The following is a 23,532-nucleotide window of genomic DNA, read 5'->3' as shown; positions in this document are numbered from 1 at the left end:
TTTTTCAAAAACGAATTACGATAATAGGATAACACAAAGTTAAAATGTGTCAAATCACGAACGATCCTAATTACAGGGCAAAAATCGTGCATTAACGTCCGTTGACATGTTTGTTAGAATTAGAGTATGAATGGAGTTTTAGAGATGAAGAAGATTTTATTATTAGGAAATACTCCGGCCGAACAAATGGTCTTTAACTACTTTAATCGAAGTAATAAATTTCAGGTTTTTGAGATTACCGCGGGCAATTTTACTAAGGAACAAACTTATCAGGGGCATTTAAAGGATGTTGATATCGTGGTTTCTTTTTTGGGACCGATGGACGTTGATTTGGACATGGAAGCGTTGTTTTCCGTGATTTATTCGCATCGCCTTCAACTTGAACGAGTCATTTTTCTTTCGGTAGCGGGCATTGACAAAGAAGTTGACGGAAAGCTGGATTATCCCGGTGTTGACGATGTTTCCGAATTTTTAAAGCAGCAGCAGTACGCCGTAAAAGTAATTGATGAATCGGAAATTCCCTACACCGTTTTTCGCCTGGTTAACGTAGTTAATACCAAACACAACGATGGTTACACGATTGATGAGGGAAAGCCCGTTCCAGTTGGAGACGTTTCCCACGAAACGGTTGCTCATTTCGTGATTGACGCAATCGTGAACGAGAAATTTATCAATCAGTCACAAGCCCTCATTGAGGAGCGTTCAGAAAGGAAAGCATAATGGCACTACAATTTGTCCTTGGCAAAGCCAGTAACGACCATTTTAAAAAAGTGGTCGGAAATCTTGATAAGTCCATGCAGCAGCATCCACACGATGCTTATTTTTATTTGGTACCGAATCACATCAAGTTTGAGTCCGAACTAGGGACGCTGAAACAATTGAATCATAAGCAGCAGAGCACGTTTGCTGAGACACGGGTCCAGGTCTTTTCCTTTTCGCGATTGATGTGGTATTTTCTCGGCAACAGTAAGGGGTATCAACTACCCCGGCTTTCAAAAGATGCCATCAACATGATAATTTTCCAGATTATTGAAAATCAACAAGAACAATTATCCGTATTTAAGGGCGAGGGTGCTCAACCAGGCTTTATTTCGCAGGTGGCTGATCAGATTAACGAACTGCAGCAGGGCAAGATTGACCCCGATACCTTGGATAAGATTGCTGGTCTTGATCCTGGAACGATTAATCCCGAATTGCAGGGAAAACTGAAAGATATTAGTGTGATTTATCGCGAATTCTTGAAAAAAACGGACGGAAAATATGTCTACAGCTCACAGACTTTAACAATGTTAAACCAGTATCTGCTGAACACCGACCTGTCCCAGATGCATTTTTACATCAGTGGTTTCTCGCAATTTTCCGCTTCGGAACTAGACATCGTCAAAACGTTGATTGATAAGGCCAAAGACATCACGATTGACCTCAACTTGGACCGTTCGTATCCAAATGAAATGCCCGATAACTCGGCCTTCTTTTTGCGTTCGGGAAGACTGTACAATCAGTTGTACCAGTACGCTAAGGCAAGTGGTGTCAAAATCATGACCGATCAGTACGCGGGCGATTGCCGTTGTAATGACGGCATCAAGGAACTAGAGGACTACTGGATTTCAAGTAGTCAGGTAGGAACACCCATTTCGCCGAACACGACTGGTAACTCGGACCTCGAACTTTTTCGGGCTGATTCAAATTACGACGAGTTGATGAACATTGCGACCATGATTCGTCAGATGGTTGCCACGGGACGCTTTCGTTATTCTGATTTCATGGTGGTTACCAGACATTTGGACAAGTATCAAAACGTCATTGATCCCATTTTTCAGATGCAACAAATTCCGTATTTCGTGGACATTCAGAAACACATGGACAATCATCCCTTAGTGGAACTAATTGACGCGTTATTTTCCATCTATCGCACCGATCGGAAACGGAATTACCGCTACGACGATGTGATGCGATTACTAAAATCAGAATTACTGTTGCCAAAGGATAAAGACGGAAAACCGATGAACATTGATCGTTACCGTCGTTGTCTTTCGTTGTGTGAAAATTTAGTCCTAAAGAATGGCTACGAGGGGAAACGCTGGACTCAGGACCAAGACTGGGAGTACGCCACCGTTTCTGACAACGATACGGGGATTGTGTCAAATCGAAATAAGGAAATCTCCGCTGACATCAACGTCATTCGCCACTTTGTAAAAGAGACGTTACCACCATTTTATAAGAAAATGGCGCAAGCCAAGACGGGAAAAGACGCTGCCAACCTGCTGTACCAATTTTTGGATGAAAATGGTGTAATTAATGAACTAAAACACTGGCAGGATCATGCCACCGAACGGGGTGACCTACAGGAAGCTGGTCAGTCTGAACAAGTTTGGAACACACTGTGTGGTTTACTAGACAATTTTGTGACTTTTCTGGGTGACCATTCCTTTGAAATGGACACCTTCCTGGACCTCTTAAAGGCTGGTTTTGAGGGAGCGTCATACTCCCAGATTCCATCAACCTTAGATCAGGTCACTATTTCTGAAACAGGACTAGTCCAATTGAACGATAAAAAAGTGACCTTTGTAATGGGGGCTGACGACAATAGCATGCCGGCCACCATTGAAAACAATAGTCTTTTTAACGACGCTGATCGTGACCAGATGAATGAGCACTTTACTGATGATCAGTATTTAAATGACAACAGTGAGACCCAGATGGTCAACGAACCCTACTTAAATTATTTAGCCTTCATGACCCCATCCGATAAACTGGTCTTTTCGTACAACTTGGGTGGCGGAAAGGAAGACGTGACTCAGTCCATCTCACCGTACGTTTCCAGAATTAGGGATCACTTTAACCTAAAGGAGCAACATGTAAGTGGAACACCAGCATCGGATTCTAATGATGTTCGGCAGTTCATTGGTTCCAAGCGTGCCACCCTGAAATTCTTGGTCAAGGCCGCACTCGATGCGAAGGTTAGTGGTAAAAAATTGAGTCCAGCGTGGAATCAGATTAAAGCGAACCTTGAAAATGACCCAACGATGCGGACCATCACGCAGAAGTTACTTGGCAGTCTGACGTATGAGAACGTGCCAGCTTCTTTGAAGCCACAAATTGTCACGGGGCTGTACGGGAACACGATTAATACCTCCATTTCTAAGCTAGAAGAATTCTACTACGATCCGTACGAATATTTTTTGAAGTATGGACTACGACTAAGAGAACGAGACGAGTTTAACCTTGACCCCAGTAGTACGGGGACGTTCTACCACGAGTCCCTTGATGAGCTGGTCAAGAAGATTAATGCCGAACACATTGGCATTACTAAATTAACCAACGAACAGATTAAAAACATGGTAACTGAAATCACAGACACCATTATTGAAAACGATCCGAACCTGCAGTACGAAATCCTGAAGAGTTCCAACCGGATGGAGTACATTGCTAGGCAATTAGTCCAAACCGTGATCCAGATGGCGACGGCACTTAGAGACCAGTCCCATTACACCAAGATGCGGCCAAAAAACACCGAGGTCATCTTTGGTGAACCAGGAAAACCGAATGGCATTGACGGATTGAACTTTGATTTAGGTAGTCAACACTCGGTGAACGTACGGGGTCGAATTGACCGGATTGACCAGATGTTCATTGATGGGACCGAGTATCTGGGAGTGGTTGACTATAAATCTGGTGAAAAGAAGATTGATTTATCGGAAGCGTATGACGGAACTCGAATGCAGATGATGACCTACCTTGATGCGGTGCTGCGAAATCAGGACAAGCTGTCTACTACTGACAAGGTGAAGTTAGCGGGAGCACTTTACATGCACATCTTTGACCCGATTTTGAAGCCGCAAGATGTTAAGAATTTCGATGATCCGAAGCAGTTGGAAGCCGCGTTGATGAAAGCTCATAAGTACACGGGCCTTTTGGTTAATAACGACGGCATGTTGAAAGACATGGTCAATAACGTTGACGATGCCGGTAATATTTATCCCTATCAGTTTACTAGCAAGGGTGATTTATACAGTAATGCGGTCAAGACCAGTATTGTTGAACCACGTGACTTGGACCTCTTACTGAAGCGAACTGAGGATCGGATTAAGAATGCCGGTAAGCAGATTTTTGCCGGAAACATTCAGTTGGAACCGTCTCAGTATAAAGACCAATCCAAGATTATTTATTCTCCCTATAAACCGGTTATGCAGTTTGACCCATTATTAACTGAAAACAACTATCGAATTGTGAAAGACATGGGGAACAACAAGGACGTGATTGACTTCTTAAGAAAGGAGGCACGTGATAATGGCGAACAATAGTATGAATTTTACCCCCGAACAAGAAAAAGCCATTACGGAAAAGTTTCCGGGAAATGCGCTAGTGTCGGCCTCGGCTGGTTCGGGAAAGACGCGGGTGCTGGTTCAACGAGTCCTAAATAAGGTCGAACACGGCGTTGACGTCGATCATCTGTTGATTGTGACGTTCACTAAGGCCGCCGCTAAGGAGATGCAGGACCGCATTAAAAAGGGTCTCCAGGATCAAATTAATCAGACCAGTGACAATGCGCAAAAACGAAACTTGGTCAAGCAAATTCGGAAGTTGTCAGTGGCCCACATTTCAACGATGGATGCTTTTTGTCAGTGGTTGGTCCAGAAGTACTACTATGCCATTGACCTAGATCCCAACTTTCGGATTTTGGCCGATCGAACGGAGCTAGAGATGCTACGGGATTCCGTCTGGGAAGACGTGCGCGAAGACCTGTATGGAGACGATGAGGATGGGTCATTTGCCAGATTAACCCGCAATTTTTCAAGTGATCGGGGTGACGACGGTTTAACCGACGTGGTTTTGGGACTTTATGATTTCGCAAACGTTGATCGAGATCCAGTAGCGTGGTTAGATAAGCTTTCAGGCTTGTATCAGATGGACGGTAGTATCACTCAGAGTGCGTTTTACCAGAAGTACCTCCTCCCAGAACTTCAAAACAAAATGAAGCAGGCCATTAGTTTGCTTGAACAGTCCCGTCAGGAATTTTTAAACGGTGCCATGTCTGATCGGGCCGATTTGGTTGAATCCGACATTAAAAAGTTGAATCAGACTTACGATCGGTTGAAAACAGCGGACTGGGATGCCCTCTATGATGTATTTCATGATTTTAAACTGGGAACCATGTCTCGGAAAAAGGTGGATGATTCTCAAAAAGAATTCAAGAAACGAGCCATGGAACTGCGTAAAAATGCTGATGATACGATCAAAAAGAACCTTACTAATCGTTACTTTTTTGCCAAGCAGGCTGACAATTTAGATGTGATTCATCATTCTGAAACCATCGTTAACAAGTTAGTGGACGTCGTTAAGACATTTTCGACGCGCTATGCTGAGGTCAAAAAACAAAAGCACGCCTACGAATTTATTGATATTGAGCACTTTGCGTTAAACATTTTAACTGGGAAAGGCAAGGACAGTCATGAAATTCAATATCAGTTTCAGAACTACTTTAATGAAATCATGGTTGATGAGTATCAGGATAATAACCGACTGCAAGACGCCATTTTAAACGCCATGAAGAATCCGAAACACGAGAACATGTTCATGGTGGGCGACGTGAAGCAGTCGATTTATCGTTTCCGGTTGGCTGACCCGGGGATGTTTCTAGAAAAACTCGATAATTATCAAGAATCCGATAATCAAGATACGGCGGTGGTCTTGGCCGATAATTTTCGTTCGGCCAAAAACGTCGATGACTTTACTAACCTAGTCTTTTCTCAGATCATGGATCGGGGTCTTGGTGAAATGAACTATACCGGCAACGCCAAGTTGAAATATGGAGCCACTTACTACGGTGACGACGTGCAATCAAACGCCAATATCATGATGTACGTTGATGATTCAGACCATGATGACGACGATCTGACCCTTGAACCAGACAATAGTTCTGAAGGTCAGATGAAAATGGTGGCCGATCAAATCCAGGACCTAATTAAAAAGAAGATGCAAATCTACGACAAGACCACGCACGAGATGCGTGACATTCGTTACGGTGATATTGCCATCTTGGAACCAACCCGGAAGAACAATTTAGATATTTCCAAAGAATTTGCCCAAAAACAGATCCCACTCTCAATTGATGGTGGCGAGAGCTACTTCAAGACCACTGAAGTTCAGATTATGATGTCACTCTTACAGATTATTGATAATCCCTATCAAGATATTCCGCTCGCGGCGGTCCTGCGTTCGCCAATCGTGGGAATGGATGAAAATGAGATGGCTTATCTGCGAATCAACCACAAGACCGGTGACTATTTCACGTCGCTTCTTGATTTCTACCACAACTATCCGACACAGGAACCAACCGAATTTGGTAACTTGGTTTCCAAAAAAGTGCAGTTGTTCTTGGATCAACTGAATGATTTTAAGGACTTTGCGACAAAACATGAGCTTTCAGACTTGATCTGGCACATTTACAGTGTGACTGGTTTCTTGGACTACGTTGGTGGGATGCCAGCCGGAAAGAAGCGCCAGGCTAACCTGCACGCTTTGTATGAACGAGCCGCTGAATACGAAAAGAGTAGTTTTAAGGGTTTGTTTGCCTTCGTGCAGTTTGTGAAACGACTGCAGGACAAGGACGACGATTTAGCGGAGGCTCCTGCAGAAGTTGAGACTGACTCGGTTCACGTCATGACGATTCACGGTAGTAAAGGACTAGAATTTCCGGTGGTCTTTTTGATGGACGCTACCAAACAGTTCAATAACTCTGACAGCCGGGGAAACTACATTTTCAATAATAAATTGGGAATTGGGGTTAAATACTTAGACCAAAAAAAGCATGAACTTTTGCCCAGTTTGCAGTACGTGGCCATTAATGATTTAGAGTACAACAGTATGCTAGCTGAAGAGATGCGGCAGTTGTACGTTGCGCTGACGCGGGCTGAGCAGCAACTCTACATCACTGGGATTGTTAAGAACAAAAAGTCGGTCGAAGATGAGACCAAGAAGTGGGAACGCGCCTATCAGAGTTCAGACCTAGTCTTAAACCAGTCCACGAGAAGTAGTGCGAATAACTTTATGGACTGGATTGGGGCGGCCCTTGTTCGTCACCCGAACTACTATCAGGACCGTGGAAAAGTTGATGCCACTCACGTTTTGGCGAAGGATCCGACGAACTTTAAGGTCGAATTTGTGACGGCGAAGGATTTGAAGCAACCTGGGACGACCGAAACAAAGTCGGCCACAGAGGAACAGGAATTTCCAGCTGATCAAATTGATCAATCACAAATTAAGCAGATTATGGGGTTCAAATATCCATACAAAGCAGCCACTACCACCACGGCCTATCAGTCCGTCTCGGAAATCAAACGATTGTTTGATGATCCGGATAACATTCAGCTGGGAAGTGTCGCCGAGAGTCGCAACATGATTTTAAGGCGAACGCGATACAATAACTCAACGTTTATGCAGCCGCAGTTCATGCAATCGGTCGGACAACCCAACTCGATGGAAATTGGAACGGCAACGCATTTGATTTTGCAGAAGATTAACGTCAAAGAACCGGTTAATTACGAGACGGTTTCAGAACTTCTGGCGCAGTTGGTTAATGATAAGTTAATCACTCCAGAAGTTGGTAAAAAGGTCAACGTTGACTCAGTTGTCGAGTTTTATCGAAGTGACCTAGGCAAACTGATTAAGGCTCATCCCGATCAACTTCATCGGGAAGTTCCGTTTTCACTACTGGTTTCAGCCGACCAAATCTTCTCTGAATTTGAAAACGATTCGGAACAAAAGTTGTTGGTCCACGGAATTATTGATGGTTATCTTGATTTAGACGATGGACCCGTTCTGTTTGATTACAAGACCGATTTCGTTAATCCAAAGAAGCCAGATGTGAGTGTCGAGAAGATCATTGACCAGTATCGTGGTCAGGTAAATATCTATGGGATTGCTTTATCTGATATCTTAGGCAATCCGGTTAAAGACGAATATTTATACCTACTATCAAATAATACTTTGCAACGAGTTAGAGCTAAAAAGTAAATAATAAGAACGTCAGTCAAAAGTGATTGACGTTTTTATTTTCCTAAAAAACGAACAATGTTAGCTAGCCAACTTAATTGATTCAAAGAAAAGCGAATGATAAAATTTGTGATAACTCAATGATTTACCTAATGTAATTTAGAATTTTCGTAATTGAGGAGGAGTTCGAATTATTCGTTGTGAAGGATTCTTTCAGTGGTATACTTGAAATAAGTTGCAAATACGACCATCAGACAGTAAACCAAACCAGTCGTTAATAATTGGAGGATAAAATGGAGCGAAATAAGAAATATGCATTTGAGTCAATCCCAATTTCCGAACGAGACATGAACTATTGGGATATGTTTGCCACGTGGTTCGGAGCGAACGCTAACAACGGAACTTGGTTCATTGGTGGCGTGATTGCCGCCGCTGGTTTCTTTGGCGGGATTAGTTCCGCCGTCATTGCTTCGGCAATTGCCTTCGCGTTTTTGAGCATGGTAGGCTACATGGGATATCAAACTGGGGCATCGACCACGATCTTGTCCAGAGCTCCCTTTGGAATTCGAGGAAGTATCGTGCCATCAGTCATTAACCTGACGCTCTTTATGGGGTGGACGGCCGTTAACACGTTTATCGCCGCCACGTCCCTTGCGTATCTGTTCCACAGTATGTTTGGCTGGGCGTTGTTTGGTCAACCCGGCGGCTACTTTGGGATTATTGTTGGAATTATCATCATGAGCATTCTGCACTTACTTAGTATCATCGCTGGTCCCAAGTCCGTTCAAATTATCGAACGAATTGGAGTGATTTTGGTAATTATTTTTGTGATTATCGAAGTCATCGTGGTCTTTCGTGATGTTTCGTTTTCACAGATTGCCAAGTATCAGGTTCCAATGAAAGCCCGGATGCCATTTGGGGTCGCCCTCGATACAATTGCCGCAGCTGCCCTTGGCTGGGTAGTTGGTGGAGCTGACTTTACCCGGTTCACTTCCAGTAAACGCATTGCCACCCAGGCTCCATACGTCGGTGCCATCCTTGGGATGGTCAGTTTCGTCATCATCGGTCTGTGCACGACGCTGAGTGTTGCTTTGACGTCCGGGGTCTTTAATCCTAATAACTCCGATCCTAGTACGGTTGCTAATAAATTGGGACTAGGGGTTATTGCGATGGTTGTCATTGTCTTGACCAGTATGACCGCCAACGCCGTCAACATTCAGTCTGGTGGATCCGCTCTAAATAATCTGATTCCTAAGATTAGTTTGAATAAATCGCTGTTCATCGTTACCATCTTGTCCATGATTTTGACACTGGTTCCCTTGATTAACGGTAGTTTCCTCGATGCCTTTACCGCATTTCTAAACTATACGGGGATGTTCCTTGGTCCAATCATTGCCATCTTGGTGGTTGATTACTTTGGGTTGTCAGATGGGAAATACGATTTAAAAGCCTTAGAAACTCCCGCAGGAAAATATTGGTACAAAAATGGAATTAACTGGTTTGCGATGTTATGTATCGCCATCGGGGTGGTATTGTACATTGCGTTAAACATGTTGCCAATTATTAAGGCGACGGTTGGAGCCACTTTCATTTCTATGATTGTGATTGCCATTATTTACTACGTTGGTAGTAAGTTAATGCGAAAAGCTTAATTTAATAACAAACAAAAAAGCATCAAATCATTACATAATGATTTGATGCTTTTCCTTTTAACTAAACATCTAATTTAGTTTCGCTATCTTTTTTGGAACTTGCTTTAGTTGTTTTCTTAGTAGGGGCCTTATCGTCAGTTGATTTGGATTTTGCATCCTTGTCACTGTCATCGTCCTTTGATTCTTCATCATTAGCGATGCCATAGGCTTCTCTGACCTTGTTCTTGATTTCTTCGACCATCTCAGGTTTGTCACGCAGATTGGCCACGGTCTTGTTTAGGCCTTGTCCCAGTCGTTCCTCACCGTAAGAGTACCATGATCCAGATTTGTCGACGATGTCTTTGTCAACGGCTAAGTTGACCATGTCAGCAATTGGTTCAATACCCTTTCCAAAACTCATCAAAGTATCGACGGTCTTGAATGGGGGAGCCACCTTGTTCTTTACGACTTTAATTTTGGTTTCTCGACCAACGACGTCTTGACCTTCCTTTGATTGCTTACCAGAACTAACACGAAGTCGCACACTTGAGTAGAACTTAAGGGCCCGACCACCAGGAGTTGTTTCTGGGTTACCGAACATCACACCAACTTTTTCTCTTAGTTGGTTAATGAAGATAACGACAGTATTGGTCTTGTTGATACTGGAAGCTAGTTTTCTAAGTGCCTGTGACATTAGACGAGCTTGTAAACCAACGTGAGAATCACCAATGTCACCCTCAATTTCAGACTTTGGAACTAAGGCGGCCACTGAGTCGACAACGATTAAGTCGATGGCACCAGATTGTACCAGTGCATCGGCAATTTGTAGTCCTTCTTCACCGGTTCCTGGTTGAGATAACAAAAGGTTATCAATGTTAACTCCCAGGCTGTGAGCGTATTCTGGATCCATCGCGTTTTCGGCATCGATGTATGCGGCCGTTCCGCCAGCTTGTTGGAGGGCAGCAACGGTCTGAAGGGCAATCGTGGTTTTACCAGATGATTCGGCACCGAAGATTTCAACGACTCGGCCACGAGGGAAACCCCCAATACCAAGCGCGATATCTAAGGATAAAATGCCGGTTGAAATGGAATCAACGTTTTGGTTAGGGGATTCGCCCATCCGCATGATAGCGCCAGTTCCAAATTCTTTTTTGATTTTGCTGAGTGCTTTATCGAGCTCAATTTGACGCCCGTCGACACTGTTTTTAGAATTTGCCATAAAATTCCTTTCCTTTTACATAATTGCGAACGTACGTTTGGTTATTTAATATAATCAATTGTACACTAATAATTACGCAATTTCCAATTAAATCAAATCAATTAATTAGATTCGTTTATTGATGTAATATGGTGAAGTTTGATCGTTATCTGGATTGTCTGATTGTGCGTTATCCGAAAGGAAAATATCGAATGATTTTTTGTCTTTTCCATGAACTACTACGACGTTTTTGGCTTCCACTTGCTTATCACGGTAGAGTTGAGCGGAACGAACCGCATCATTGTAATCGTGAAAGTTTCCAAGTGAGTCGCCGGGGTTGAAAAATACTGTTTCTGGCATAGTAATTACCACCTTTCTTCTACTATATTGTACCAGATTATGACCTCAATTATCTATTAGCGGGCTGACGTGTGAGTTGCTTAATGGTTGATGTCAGAACATTAATTAAATAAATTATTAAATCAAATTGAGAAGTTACATTCCAACTTTTGGGTACGTTATAATATAAATATAAGCATATGTGAAACTGCTAACATAGAGACCAGTGCTTACTACGTATTTAAATCTAGGAGGTTTAATATGACTAAGAAAAAAGCAATTATGATTGGTGCCGGCATTTCCAACATGGCCGCCGCCGTTTACTTGATTCAAGAAGGCCACTGGGACGGAAAGGACATCACTTTCTATTCGTTGGATGACCATGGCGCAAATGATGGTGCCAAAACTGATGTGACCGGTAATGAATACTGGAATCGCAATCACGAAACGTCCGACCAGACTGGTTTTGTCGCTCGTGGGGGAAGAATGTTGAATTACCGGACCTACGTTGATTTAATGGATCTCCTAAGTCGGGTTCCGTCAGCCACCGAAGAGGGAATGACTGCCGCAGAGGACACGCGTGACTTTGACTCTAAACACCGGACTTACGACAAGGCGCGTTTGATGGAAGGCGAAAAGGGAATCATTAACTCCGCTAAAATGGGTTTTAACAACAAGGACCGGCTCCTACTTACGAAGTTAATCATGATGCCAGACGACAAGGAGACTGAACTTGATAACATCTCCATTGCTGACTACTTCAAGGACGATCCCCACATGTTTCAAACTAACTTCTGGTACATGTGGGAGACGACCTTTGCCTTTCGTACCCAGAGTTCAGCTCAAGAACTCCGCCGTTACATGCACCAAATGATTTATGAATTTACCCAAATTAACACGCTCGTGGGGGTTAACCGAACTCGATATAATCAGTACGAAAGTTTGATGCTACCATTAATTAATTACTTGAAGAAACAAGGCGTAACGTTCGTCTTGAACCGTCGAGTTAATGATTGGGACTTCAAAGAAACCCCAATGAACGAAGAAATCACCGTTAAGGGTCTAGAAATGGAGAACGTTGACACTGGCCAAAAAGAACACGTCGACGTTGATGACGAGACCGCGGTCTTCTTCACCAATGGTTCCATCACCGATTCTGCCACTCTCGGAGACTTCAACACCCCATCAGGGGAGAACACCGATTATGGAGCTGCCTCAAGTTTATGGAAGAAAGCCACCAATCACTTCTACAACTTAGGTAATCCGGACAAGTTCTTCGCCGACCGGAATGCTAGTGGTTGGAGTAGTTTTACCGTAACCACTAAGGATCACACTTTCTTAAACGAAATCACCCGTATTACTACTCAACTACCTGGGAATGCTTTGAATTCCTTCCTATCAACGAGTCCAATCACTCCGTTAGGTCAAAAAGACGTGAGAATGTCGATTGTGGTTCATCATCAGCCTCATTTCACCGACCAAAAACCAAACGAAACCGTTCTTTGGGGATACTTCTTGTATCCATATCGTCGCGGTGAATTCGTTGACAAGCAGTACATCAAGATGACTGGAAAAGAAATGGTTCAGGAGTTGATCGGGCAACTTTCAAAGGTCGACCCGGGTCCCGTAAACATTCGTGATAAAGAAAAAGAAATCATGGATTCAATTGTTAACTCGGTTCCGGTATACATGCCATACGCTTCGGCATTGTTTAACAACCGTGCTAAGATTGACCGTCCCAAGGTCATCCCTGACCATTCAACGAACCTAGCCTTCACCGGTGAGTTTGTTGAACAACCTTACCAAATGGTCTTCACCGAACAAAGTGCCGTTCGTTCCGGTGAAGTGGCTGCTTACCACTTTGCTGGTGTTCCAATGTCAAAACTCGTTGACAACCCACGATTTGATAAGAATCCGAAAATTTTGGCCAAGGCCGCTAAGAAATTATTTGAATAGATGAGCGTAAATGAAAAGCTCAACTTCGAAATGAAGTTGAGCTTTTTTGATGTTTCAATCAACATAGTCTTTAATTTCAGTAAAACACACGTCACGTAGTGAATCCGGGATGGCAAATAAATCCATGAATTCCTCTAGGTTAATCTGGTCAATTTCCTTGTTGTCAGCGTATAAAGGAACTAGAAGCCTAACGGCATTCACGTTGGCCTTTCGTTCGTACTTGGGATTCATCAGAGTGGTAAAACTGAGAATGGCGTCATCTTGATCGCACTGCAGGACGTGGCTAATCTCGTGCGCAATGATAAACGGAAGTTGTTTTCGTGGTTGCCAGTTGGCATTAATCACAATTGAATGGGAGCGGACGTCCGCAAAGGATTGGGTATTTTGATGGAGTTTGTCCGTGTATACAACGGCAATGTCATTATCTAACGCATAGTTAAAAAGACTATTGATGATTTCGTGCATTTCGAAGTTTCCTTAAGATTTCCACGACTGTTTCACGGTCTTCTTCTGGGATGGGTTTGCCCCCAAACATCATGATCGTTGAGAGGTCATCTAAGTCGGCCGAGTTGCCGGTTGAGTTTCCTAAGAGATAGTCAACGGAGACGTTGAAGTAGTTGGCAACCTTTTTGAGTTTTTGCGAATTAGCGGTTTGGTCCCACTTTTGCATGGTTCCGTTGGAGAACCCAAGTTGATGTTCTAGTTCACGAATGGAAATATTTTTATTTTTAGCAAGTTCTTTAACACGTTGGTAGATCGACATTTTTGACTCCTTTTAGTTATTTACATAGAAAATTAATCTATGAAATTGTTGACATGTAGAAATAATGGATATATGATTGTTCCCGTAAACAGATGAGAAATCAAGCAACAACCTCGAAGAGAGGTCGGTTTAGATTATTTCAGCTGATTTTCTTTACCATCATTGTAGAACTTTTGTCTATAAGATTCAATGATTATTCTACATGATTGCAAATTGATTTTGATGTGTTTACGTGCGAGTTAGCGCTAGCTCTTAAATTTTATAAAGAAAATTTTAGGAGGAAATAATTATGGATGAACAAGTTTTAAGCGTTCAAAAGTGGTTGAACCAAGAATACGGTAATGTTTCAGGATTTGATAAGGTCAAGGAAAATGGAAAGACAGGTTGGCCAACAATTTATGCTTTAAGAATGGGACTTCAGCATGAACTAGGGATTAGTCCACTTGGTAGTGGTTTTGGTGATAAAACCAAGAAAGCACTAAGTGGAATGGTCGATCAGTTGAAGGTCGGTTACAAGGGCAAGATTGCGAAGTTAATTCAAGGTGCCTTCTGGTGTAAGGGAATTAGCCCGAATGCGTTTGATGAGAAATATACCAAAGATACACAGAATGCAGTAAATAAATTACGTAATGATGCTGGATTAAAAAGTGGTTCGATGACGGTCATTTTAATGGGAGCATTATTCGACATGAGTGCTTTCACTATCATTGATGATGGAACTGATGGTGTACGAGGGATGCAACAATATTTGAATAATCATTTTCTGAATTTTTTTGGTGATGATATTGGTTTGGTTCCTACTGATGGTATTTATGATCGGAATACGAATACCGCATTAATTTACGCATTGCAATCATCTGAAGGGATGTCTCCAAGCACTGCTAATGGTGTATATGGACCCGGAACAATTGCACGAACACCCACTGTGAATCAAGGTGCGAGTGGCTTGATTGTTAGAATTATTCAGTATGGACTTTTAGTTAATGGTTTTATGTTTAATCGTGATGTTGATGATAATTTTGATAGTTCAATTGCTAGTAGTGTTGTTAAGTTTCGTAAATTTATGAATCTGCCACCTTTCACCAGTACTGCAGACTTGACTGTCATTAAGGGATTATTAACGAGTAACGGAAATACTAACCGTGACTCAGATACGGCCGATACTGCTACTCAATTAAATTCTTCGGATGTGAACCTATTAAAACGTTATGGCTTTAGCATTGTTGGAAGATATTTAACGGGTAGTGTAGGAGCTGGCTCTAAAAAACGTGATAAAAATCTGACGACAGCTGAATTAGAAACAATCAAAAATGGAGGTATGAGTGTTTTCCCTATTTATCAAGATGGTGGGGATGAGATTTCATATTTTAAGTATAATCAGGGATTTAAAGATGCTTTAACAGCTTCTAAAGCTGCTAAACAACTTGGATTTCCTAAAGGAACGACTATTTATTTTGCAGTTGATACTGATATTCAATCCGGAGATATTGATGGAACAGTTAAACAATATTTTGAGGGAATATCTGATGCAATGTCTTACTATAATATTGGAGTTTATGGAACGAGAAATGTTTCTACTCACATGATTAGTTCAGGACTTGCTAAGTATTGTTTTGTTTCAGATATGTCGTCAGGATACAGTGGAAATCTTGGTTATCCGATGAGTAAAAATTGGGCTTTTGACCAGTTTACTGAATATTCACTAGGTCATTTAGATATTGATCAAGTTGCTTCATCCGGGAGAGATCACGGAGAAAAAGAATTCTCTACTGGTGGTTTAACTTCTCCATTAAATGCTGTTAGATTCTTGTTGGATAATTCATCAATTCAGTTTAATCAACCCATTTTAGAATTTGATGAGGATTGGATCAATGTGAAAGTTAGTGCATCTGAGAATGTTCAACATGTAAATAGTTCTGGGATTTTTTCAATTAAGAATGGTAAGATTTCAAGTGATTTTACTGGCTGGTTTTCTAAAGAATATGGCTTGTCTGCTTCAATTTCTGGAGTTGTATTTAATCAATTAATGAAAACGATGTTTCTTGATAAAATTAATGATGGCCAATTAACTATTCAAGCTAGCTTAACAAGTGATGGAAAGGTAGGAGTTTCAGCAACTTTTAATGTATTTGAATTAAAGGATAAAAACATTTCTGGAAGTTTTGCTGTTAACTTTGATATGACAATTAAACCTTTTAATATTCCAACTAGTGTCTTGGGTGCAGCTGTAGAAGTTTCAGAAAAAGTTTTGCAATACTTTAGTTCACATAAGAAAGAAGTAGCCACAGGATTAATGGAAAGTATAGTTCCACTTAGTGGGGCAATTAAGGAGGTCTCTAATATGAGTGTCGATGAAAGAAATGCATCACTTGATTTGTTAGGGGAGAGATTAGGAACAGTCTTTAGATTACTTTATACTGCGATGGAAGCAGTATAAAGTTAAGGACATCTCATTTTAATGGGATGTCCTTTTTAATAAAATATAAAATGATAAATTATTCCACAAATAATATTTATAAACGATAAAGCGCAAGCAACTATCACTAAATAGTAGATAAAGTTAACATGCTTGAAAAAGTGTTGTTTTAGATTTTTAAATTCGTTATCTGTGTTACTCATATAATTAAAGTGTTTTAATTTATGAATGGTTAAATATAAGATAAACGAGATGAACAATGTTGAGCATATCATTAATACAAGAAAATAAGTTGTATTTCCTAATAAAAGGTCCCAACGATCGTTTAAGGTTATTTTCCACAAATCTTTTTTATCGAAGGTATTTACTGTAATGTTATTAATAAAGAAGTATGCAATTAATATTAATATATATGAAATTGAAGAAACACTTTTATAATTTTTATTTTCTTTTTCTAAATGTTTTCTAGAGCGTTCATACGCGATACATAAATATATTACAGGTATAATTAAACAAAAATATATTATATTAGAAAATACATAGTAGATGATTGGTAAGGTAAATTGCAAAAGAATTCCTCCAATAAGAATGTTCATTAATGCTTTTTTATCAAGCTGAATTGTGTGACCTAATTCTGACTTTTCTTATTATGATTATGTTAATAAAGAAAATCATCTATTAAGGCAGCTTACTTTGTTTAAACTTTTTAATTCCCTCAGTAAGTTCTTTTGAATATTTCTTTTTCCGATATTTTAAAATGCTTTTAGAAATATAATATAATAAAAATCCAGAGCAAATTAAAAACGTTGGCAGCATTGGAGATTCATATGCCTCCCATAAATTGTTTGAAAGTAATAGTATTTCAATTGATCCAATGAAAACAAAAATTCCAAAACACAGAAATAAAATAATGACCCATAAACAATAATAATGTTTTAACCTTGAAGGTCGCATATGCTTAATCTTATATTTTTCTATCATTAATCTTATTGTAGTTCCTAGTGCGGTAATAAATAGCGAGAATGTAATTCCATCGATTGTCCCCATGATCCAAAGGATGAATTTGTTTGCATGCATATTAAGGAGAATGAATCCCAAAGTGAAGGTAATGATTACCAATATAATGGATGGTAACAATAAGCGTGACATAATGTGGTATTTATGTAAATATTCTTGGTAGTCTTTGATGTAGTCCGGTTTTTCAGACATTTATCTTCCTCCTCACAATTATGATATTACCTTATTAGTAAAATACAAAATGGTAGATTATTCCTAATGCAACATTAATAAATGAAATTATGCAAGTAAATATAATTAATATATAGATATAGTTAATATGTTTAAAAAATGATTGTTTCAGTTGCTTAATTAATTTTGGTTGTTGGTTCCCATTATTGTAAATGTTCCAGCGTTTAATTGTCATGTACAAAACAATACTAGTCAGAATAATTACGTATGACATTAGCATAATTAGTCCACTAGGGTTCCCGATTAAATAATTCCAGCGATCTGTTAATGTTTTGTTCCACATATAATTATCAGTTAAAGTATGTCCAATGATATTGTTAGAGGCAAAATATAGAAAAAGAATCAAAATGTATATTAGGGAAGAGATATTGTTAAATATTTCTTCCCTTTTTCTTAAATAATGTCTGGAACGCTCATAGGCAACAATTTCATAGATAATTACTATAAGCATACAAAAAAAGAATAATTTAGCCAGCAGATAATAACCTAATTGAAAATATGATTGCAAAATAATTCCTCCAGTAAAAGTGTTCATTAGGGCTTTTCTATTAAACTGAGTAGGTTGCCTTAATTATGTTAGCACTAGTATGCTTGAAGTAACAATAGCATCAGCCAGTAGAAGGTATTTGACATGTAAAGAGAGGATAACATCGAAATATTACTTTTCTTCATTTATAAGAACGTTTATTGAATTTCTTCATATGTTCCATTTTTCTTAACACGATAAGTTCCTGCAGTTCCAGATCCACCTTGATCTCTGTAGGATTTAATTACCAATTGGATATCATAGTAAGACCCATCAGTTGGTAAAGATTCGTATTCCATATCGTCACCAAAACCTAAGCCATTTTTTAGGACATTAATAGCTTGTTCAGGATTGTTGACTACATTATTTTGCGCTTGATTGGACTGATTTTGTTGATTGTTTCTTTGATCAGAGTTGTTAGAGGAATGTGTAGATTGAGCCTCATTAGTAGAAGAGGATGAGTTGTCATTGGAACTAGAGGGAGTGTCTGAACTCATATTACTTTGACTATCTGTTGTAGATGATGTCTGTGGTGAGTTTTCAGAGCTATCCTTGCTATTGCTTGTTTTTTTATCCTTTGTTTGCTCTACTTGTTTCGTCCTATTATATGTTTCATTATGACCTGAATTTGAATACACGATAAATCCAATCCCAATTATTAATACGATAATAACGACGAATACGATTGTCTTTTTGTGTTTCATTAAAATTCTCCTTAACTAAATTAATGGTGTTAAGTGTAGTAAAGTTTCAATGTTTACACAAATTGATGTTTAAAGAATCCAAAACAAAAGGCCCAACCCATAAATATCATAGGTTGAGCCTCTTTTTATGCCAGAATAATTAGGATGATAATGAAACAAATTGCCAACACCGATAATGCCAAAAAACGTTTTGACGTTAATTTGTGGTTCTTGTGATAGGTCCATCCCATGCAACCCAAAATTACGATCAATCCGAACGTTGCCATTATGATTAATTTGATTAATACCGCTGTGTCGCCCAATTTGGCCACTTCCTAATTATTATTTTAGTTCGATTTGGTAAGCGAAACGTTTTGTTCCATGACTCTTTTTACCGTTTGCGTAAATGATACCACGTTTAGTGAAACCATTTGAGAGAATGACGTGCTGCATTCCCTTGTTATCGGGATGAGTGTCGATTCTGACGTCTTTAAAACCACGAAAGGCTGAGATGGTGAAGAGACCACTGATGAATTTGGATGCTAGTCCCTGACCACGATAGTCATTTGAGACGGCGATGCGGTGAATGGCGGAGTAGTGACCTTGATCACCGTTTTCCCACTCGCCACCCTCAAGGTGTAAGTAATCGGGGTCGATTCCTAAGTGCAGGGTTGCGGTTCCAGCAACTTTTCCGTCAACGTCTAAGACGTATGAGATGCCAAATTTAACGTCTCTGGCTAAATCTTCTTCACTTGGATAATCGCTTTGCCACTGGTCGATACCTTGTTCTCCCAGAAACTTTTTGGCGTTTTTGATGATAGTGTAGATATCGTTTAAGTCAGCTTCGGTAGCTTTTCTTACGTAAATAGTAGACATAATAACACTTCCTTACTTTTATTATCAGACGATAAATAATTATAGTGAAGCTCATGTGGTTTTTCAACCACCAAATTAATTAGGGCGCCGGCTTTTTTTCTGGTAAAATGCATTGAACAGTAATTTAGGAAAGTTGGGAAAAACTTGGAAAAGAAATTAAGTGTAAGACAGATTATTTACGTCGGGATAATGTTGTTTGGAATCTTCTTTGGCGCTGGCAATTTGATCTTTCCTGTTAATATGGGACAGATGGCTGGTGGCAACGTTTGGTGGGCAACGCTTGGGTTTGTTTTAACTGGAGTTGGTCTTCCCATCCTAGGGATCATTGCGTTAGGGGTCACCGACAGTTCCGGAGCCTTTGAAATTTCTTCAAATGTCAGCAAGTCGTTTGCGTACGTCTTTACGATTTTAATTTCTTTTATAATGGGACCACTTTTGGCCATTCCTCGTTTGGCAGCCACTTCATTTCAGATTGGAATTGCACCATTTCTTAGTTCTGGTCGTCAGCAGTTAGGCTTAATCGGATTTATTTTAATTTTCTTCATTGCCGTTTTTTTACTCTCGTATAATCAAGGGCGCTTACTGGAATACATCGGAAAATTTTTAACCCCGTTGTTTTTGATTCTACTGGCAGTCATCATCGTCATGTCGATTGTTAAACCAATGGGGTCGCCACATTTCTATCATCCAATGGGTGAATATGGTCACTCTCCGCTCCTTTCGGGTTTTGTTGAGGGATACAACACGCTTGACGGGGCCGGATCGATTGCTTTTGGAATCGTGATTGTGGAAACCGTGCGTGGACTAGGAGCTAAAAGCCCCAAGCAGTTAGCCGTTAGCATCGGAAAGGCCGGCTTGATTGGTGGATTGATGATGGCAGTCGTCTACGTTCTATTAAGTTACATGGGCGCTAGTAGTCTGGGTGATTTTCGGCCGTCAGCGAATGGTGGCATTGCTTTAGTTCAGATTGCGACGCACTACTTTGGTGGTTATGGGAACATTTTGTTGGCACTAATTGTGATTGTGGCCTGCCTTAAGACGGCGATTGCGATGAGTAGTGCCTTTGCGGACACGATGTCTGATGTCTTCCCGAAGCTTAAGTACCTTCCCGTTCTGATTTTTGCGGTGGTGATGTCGACACTTTTGGCAACGCTGGGGCTGACTGAAATGATTAAGTTTATCATGCCATTCTTGATGATTGTTTATCCGTTTTCCATCTGTCTGATTTTGATTTCGTTAATTAAACCATTACTTAAAAACTCTAAGATTGTTTATCAGATGACAATCTGGTTCATCGCCATTCCGGCCTTTTTAAGTGGGATTACCACCATTCCCGAATTGACACACGTACCAGAATTAGCGTGGTTATTTAAAATTAATGACCTTTTGCCACTAGCGCAGTACGGAATGGGATGGGTTTTGTTCGCACTGATTGGATTTGCGATTGGATTGATTCTTTCGGTGAAAAAGACCAGAAAACAATTGAAGCAAGGATAAATAAAGACCCCAGTAGTTAGAAATGAATCTAACTACTGAGATCTTTTTTGTTTCTTCATTATAATGTGTGAACGGTCATCGCCATTCCCATTCCACCACCGATACAGAGGGTGGCAAGACCTTTAGTCTGACCAGTTCGTTTGAGGTTGTTAATTAAGGTGATGAGGATTCTAGAGCCGGAATCTCCGAGAGGATGACCCATTGAGACGGCACCACCGGTAATGTTAAGCTTGTTATCGGGAAGATGGAGGTCACGCGCTACCGCTAAACTTTGAGAGGCAAAGGCTTCGTTTAGTTCAAATAAATCAAAGTCCCTGATTTGTCGACCTGTCTTATCCAGTAGTTTATTAACGGCGTAGTAGGGGGCATATCCCATGATTTTAGGGTCACATCCGGCTTCGGCGTAGTCATCTAGGACCGCCAGCGGGGTTAGACCAAGTTCGTTGGCCTTGCTTTGCTTCATTAATAGGATTGCAGAGGCCCCATCATTTAGGCTGGCAGCGTTTCCGGCTGTCACCGTGCCGTTTTCTTTAAAGGATGGTTTTAATTTTTTTAATTGTTCCATCGAGGTGTCAAAACGAACGCCCTCATCCTTATCAACCAAGGTGTTTCCGTGGCGATTTTGAATTTCAATTGGGATCATTTCTTCATTAAAGTAACCATTTTGTTGAGCTTTACTGGCTTTTCGATGGGACTGAAGGGCAAAAGCGTCCTGATCCCTTCTTGAAATGTTGAACTGGTCGGCAACGTTTTCGGCGGTCATTCCCATTGGTTTTCCACTCCAGGCGTCGTTTAGTCCGTCCTTTTGAATGCTATCCTCTAGAGTGATCGGTCCAAACTTGTGGCCCTTTCTTTCGTTCATATTTAGGTAAGGTGCGTTCGACATGCTTTCGGTTCCCCCGACAAGGACAATGTCAGCATCACCCATTTGGATGGCGGATTGTCCCAGTCGGACCGCTTTCATACCGGAACCACAAACTTGGTTAATGGTGGCGGCAGTGGCTGTGTCAGAAATGCCGGCGTTTAACTCAATTTGTCTGGCGACGTTTTGTCCACCGCCCGCTTGAATTACGTTTCCAAAGATGACTTGGTCGATTTGTTTTGGATCAATGCCCGCGTCTTTGATGGTTGCTTTGGCGGCAATGGTTCCAAGATCAACCGAAGTCAGGCTAGCAAGGGTGCCGTTGATTTTACCAATCGGAGTCCTCTTTGCGCTTACAATTACGATATTGTCATTCATAGATTCGATGCTCCTTTGACATGATTCGTTGATAATTATACATGTTTTTGCTTAACTTTTTTTAAAGTGCAAAAGTTAATGTTAAGATCGGGTTTCTACTATAATAAAGTGAAGAATAAGATTAGATTTAGGAGATGAAGTCATGGATAAGGATGAAGAAGTACAACAGGTAGGGGAAATGATCGATCGTTGGTTAGATGATATTGATGATGAACCTGATGTTTCAGAAAAAACGCAGGATGAGATTGACGAGATTGATACCATCATTGATAGTTTTGCTGAAATTGCGATTGTTGGGTTGGGAGTTCAGCCTAAGGACTGGAACGTCGATTTGGTTACTAACGTAATGTTTAATCGTTTTACCTTGATGCTAGATAGTGATGAAAAGACGGACTCGTTGTTTCAACTAATTCCGTTTGCCTTAATCCATTTATTTTCTTATTTAGATGATCACGGAATTATTAGTAATGGTCCTAGTTTGAATAAATGGGTAGAAAATAATAGTAAAGCATTACGTTCAATGTACGATTCTAATTTTGATGCGTTTTATAAGAAATTGGTTAGTGCGATGGAAGATGCTGACGTTGATTTAGAGGACAAAAGTGCAGTGGATGCTTTTACGACGCGCTATCTAAGACAACACCCACAAGATGGAATTGACTTGTATTCGAAGAAGAAGTAGGCCAAGTTATTTGTTAAAAACTGAAAATAAAAAAAGTTTGACCTTTTTTGACCAAAAGTGTTGACAAATGATTTGAACGCATGTATAGTAGTAAATGCTCAGTGAGGGAGACAAAGTGATTTGATAATAATCAATTAGTCACTGATTATGAACTGAATTAATTATTTTAATCATTTCTCTTGCATCTTCATTATGAGCGTTGTATAATAGTCTTTGTTGTCTGGGTTATTCAGATGTGATGTTTAAACAAATAAATTTAAAATAATTGAGTTTATCTGTTGACATTGAAAATGCAATGTAGTATAGTCATACATGTTGCGTTAAGGAAGAGCTAAACGACAACAAATCAGGGTAGATCTTTGAAAACTGAACAAGATTTTGATTACAAGTGTAAGGTAATTTTAAGTTGTAGAACTTAAAATTAAACATTTGCGAAGTCAATTCGCTTTTTAATTCTTTTGAAAAAGAATAACAACAAATAA

General features: G+C 40.3%; 17 protein-coding genes. 8 read left to right on the top strand and 9 right to left on the bottom strand.

The features are described 5' to 3' along the window. Nucleotides 1–144 precede the first annotated feature (144 nt). From AC6UDD_RS05170 to AC6UDD_RS05155, 4 genes are all read left to right on the top strand, one after another. Nucleotides 145–720, top strand: coding sequence for an NAD(P)H-binding protein (locus AC6UDD_RS05170; RefSeq protein ID WP_500719343.1), 576 nt, complete (start codon nt 145–147; stop codon nt 718–720). Then, complete coding sequence (locus AC6UDD_RS05165) at nt 720–4,304, top strand: PD-(D/E)XK nuclease family protein (RefSeq protein WP_500719341.1); 3,585 nt, start codon at nt 720–722, stop codon at nt 4,302–4,304. The genes AC6UDD_RS05170 and AC6UDD_RS05165 overlap by 1 nt, the downstream gene beginning before the upstream one ends. Next, entirely contained in the window at nt 4,291–8,016 is a 3,726-nt protein-coding gene (gene addA / locus AC6UDD_RS05160) for a helicase-exonuclease AddAB subunit AddA (protein WP_500719339.1), read from the top strand. Before AC6UDD_RS05165 ends, addA begins: the two co-directional genes overlap by 14 nt. Before the next feature lie 272 nt (nt 8,017–8,288). Beyond that, nucleotides 8,289–9,647 carry a cytosine permease gene (locus tag AC6UDD_RS05155; protein WP_500719337.1) on the top strand — a complete coding sequence of 453 codons (1,359 nt, stop codon included), beginning with the start codon at nt 8,289–8,291 and terminating at the stop codon, nt 9,645–9,647. A 61-nt stretch (nt 9,648–9,708) separates the two neighbouring features. On the opposite strand, the gene recA is transcribed toward AC6UDD_RS05155, so the two are convergent. Both recA and AC6UDD_RS05145 read right to left on the bottom strand, forming a co-directional pair. Continuing rightward, the gene (gene recA, locus AC6UDD_RS05150) at nt 9,709–10,845 is read right to left on the bottom strand and encodes a recombinase RecA (RefSeq protein ID WP_500719335.1); all 1,137 of its coding nucleotides are present in this window, start codon (nt 10,843–10,845) and stop codon (nt 9,709–9,711) included. A 105-nt stretch (nt 10,846–10,950) separates the two neighbouring features. Continuing rightward, nucleotides 10,951–11,184: a hypothetical protein gene (locus tag AC6UDD_RS05145; protein WP_500719333.1), complete on the bottom strand. Its 234-nt coding sequence runs from the start codon at nt 11,182–11,184 to the stop codon at nt 10,951–10,953. 240 nt (nt 11,185–11,424) lie between these two features. Here AC6UDD_RS05145 and AC6UDD_RS05140 point away from each other — a divergent pair, with 240 nt between their 5' ends. After that, the gene (locus tag AC6UDD_RS05140; RefSeq protein ID WP_500719331.1) at nt 11,425–13,119 is read left to right on the top strand and encodes an oleate hydratase; all 1,695 of its coding nucleotides are present in this window, start codon (nt 11,425–11,427) and stop codon (nt 13,117–13,119) included. A gap of 54 nt (nt 13,120–13,173) precedes the next feature. On the opposite strand, the gene AC6UDD_RS05135 is transcribed toward AC6UDD_RS05140, so the two are convergent. Together AC6UDD_RS05135 and AC6UDD_RS05130 are read right to left on the bottom strand one after the other, a co-directional pair. After that, nucleotides 13,174–13,584: an ImmA/IrrE family metallo-endopeptidase gene (locus tag AC6UDD_RS05135; RefSeq protein ID WP_500719329.1), complete on the bottom strand. Its 411-nt coding sequence runs from the start codon at nt 13,582–13,584 to the stop codon at nt 13,174–13,176. Then, complete coding sequence (locus AC6UDD_RS05130; RefSeq protein ID WP_500694272.1) at nt 13,565–13,882, bottom strand: helix-turn-helix domain-containing protein; 318 nt, start codon at nt 13,880–13,882, stop codon at nt 13,565–13,567. The genes AC6UDD_RS05135 and AC6UDD_RS05130 overlap by 20 nt, the downstream gene beginning before the upstream one ends. Before the next feature lie 289 nt (nt 13,883–14,171). Between AC6UDD_RS05130 and AC6UDD_RS05125 the strand changes: the two genes are divergently transcribed. Further along, entirely contained in the window at nt 14,172–16,319 is a 2,148-nt protein-coding gene (locus AC6UDD_RS05125) for a glycoside hydrolase domain-containing protein (protein ID WP_500719326.1), read from the top strand. Nucleotides 16,320–16,976: 657 nt separating this feature from the next. Here the strand turns inward: AC6UDD_RS05125 and AC6UDD_RS05120 are convergent. The 4 genes from AC6UDD_RS05120 to AC6UDD_RS05105 all read right to left on the bottom strand — a co-directional run bounded on the left by AC6UDD_RS05120 (nt 16,977) and on the right by AC6UDD_RS05105 (nt 19,631). Further along, nucleotides 16,977–17,507, bottom strand: a complete 531-nt coding sequence (locus tag AC6UDD_RS05120) for a hypothetical protein (protein ID WP_500719323.1) — start codon at nt 17,505–17,507, stop codon at nt 16,977–16,979. 723 nt (nt 17,508–18,230) lie between these two features. Further along, a complete protein-coding gene (locus AC6UDD_RS05115; RefSeq protein ID WP_500719320.1) occupies nt 18,231–18,776 on the bottom strand; it encodes a hypothetical protein in 546 nt (181 codons plus the stop codon). 125 nt (nt 18,777–18,901) lie between these two features. Further along, nucleotides 18,902–19,042, bottom strand: coding sequence for a hypothetical protein (locus tag AC6UDD_RS05110; RefSeq protein WP_500719317.1), 141 nt, complete (start codon nt 19,040–19,042; stop codon nt 18,902–18,904). 55 nt (nt 19,043–19,097) lie between these two features. Beyond that, on the bottom strand, nt 19,098–19,631 hold the full coding sequence (locus tag AC6UDD_RS05105) for a GNAT family N-acetyltransferase (RefSeq protein WP_500694276.1): 534 nt from the start codon (nt 19,629–19,631) through the stop codon (nt 19,098–19,100). Nucleotides 19,632–19,775: 144 nt separating this feature from the next. Between AC6UDD_RS05105 and brnQ the strand changes: the two genes are divergently transcribed. Next, the gene (brnQ, locus tag AC6UDD_RS05100) at nt 19,776–21,128 is read left to right on the top strand and encodes a branched-chain amino acid transport system II carrier protein (protein WP_500719315.1); all 1,353 of its coding nucleotides are present in this window, start codon (nt 19,776–19,778) and stop codon (nt 21,126–21,128) included. Nucleotides 21,129–21,186: 58 nt separating this feature from the next. Here the strand turns inward: brnQ and AC6UDD_RS05095 are convergent, their stop codons facing one another. Further along, nucleotides 21,187–22,368 carry a thiolase family protein gene (locus AC6UDD_RS05095; protein ID WP_500719312.1) on the bottom strand — a complete coding sequence of 394 codons (1,182 nt, stop codon included), beginning with the start codon at nt 22,366–22,368 and terminating at the stop codon, nt 21,187–21,189. A 142-nt stretch (nt 22,369–22,510) separates the two neighbouring features. Here AC6UDD_RS05095 and AC6UDD_RS05090 point away from each other — a divergent pair, with 142 nt between their 5' ends. Further along, nucleotides 22,511–23,050 (top strand): hypothetical protein, encoded by a 540-nt coding sequence (locus AC6UDD_RS05090; protein ID WP_500719309.1) that lies wholly within the window; start codon nt 22,511–22,513, stop codon nt 23,048–23,050. Nucleotides 23,051–23,532: the final 482 nt, after the last annotated feature.

The organism is Fructilactobacillus sp. X2R1C3 (genome assembly GCF_059901425.1).
This window is presented reverse-complemented; position numbering and strand designations above follow the sequence as displayed.